Below are 485 nucleotides of genomic sequence, written 5' to 3'. Positions count from 1 at the left end.
GTTTTTTCCGCATATTATAACGTGCACTTCAAAAATAATAGCAAAACTGTCAAAGTAGCCATTGCACGTAAAACATTCCAATGTATGTATGATCCCGGACCATCAAATGACATAATCTTACTTCCTCAACAAGAAATAAACTTTAGCTTAAAAGATAAAAATGATTTCTTTTATGATTGCCTTTTATCGGATAAATGGGTTACATGGACTATTCTATATCATACTTGGTCACAACACTGCGAAGTAAAATTGCGCACAGCATACATTAATATGATGACAGGCTGGCTTACTTATTTTACGCCTGATCCTGCGGATACAAAATGCGAGATTCCTATTAAATTTATTTGTGACGGCAGTGAATCAAATTGTAAGCATGGATATTCAAGTCATGATGGAGCGCAGATCACTATGGAAATAACTGAATGATTTTTATTTCTATTAATAATAGTGACTAGTGATTTTATCATATATAAGAAGAAATTAAA

1 protein-coding gene is annotated in these 485 nt (G+C 32.4%); it reads left to right on the top strand.

What is annotated here, in order from left to right; all coding sequences use genetic code 11:
- On the top strand, positions 1–426 hold a 426-nt coding region (locus AAC147_RS11625; RefSeq protein WP_369793204.1), incomplete at its 5' end, for a hypothetical protein.
- Positions 427–485: the final 59 nt, after the last annotated feature.

The sequence above is a fragment of the Xenorhabdus sp. NBAII XenSa04 genome (assembly GCF_963866145.1).
GTDB lineage: Bacteria > Pseudomonadota > Gammaproteobacteria > Enterobacterales > Enterobacteriaceae > Xenorhabdus > Xenorhabdus indica.
Note: the sequence above shows the minus strand (reverse complement) of the source record. Positions and strands in the feature narration are given on the sequence as shown.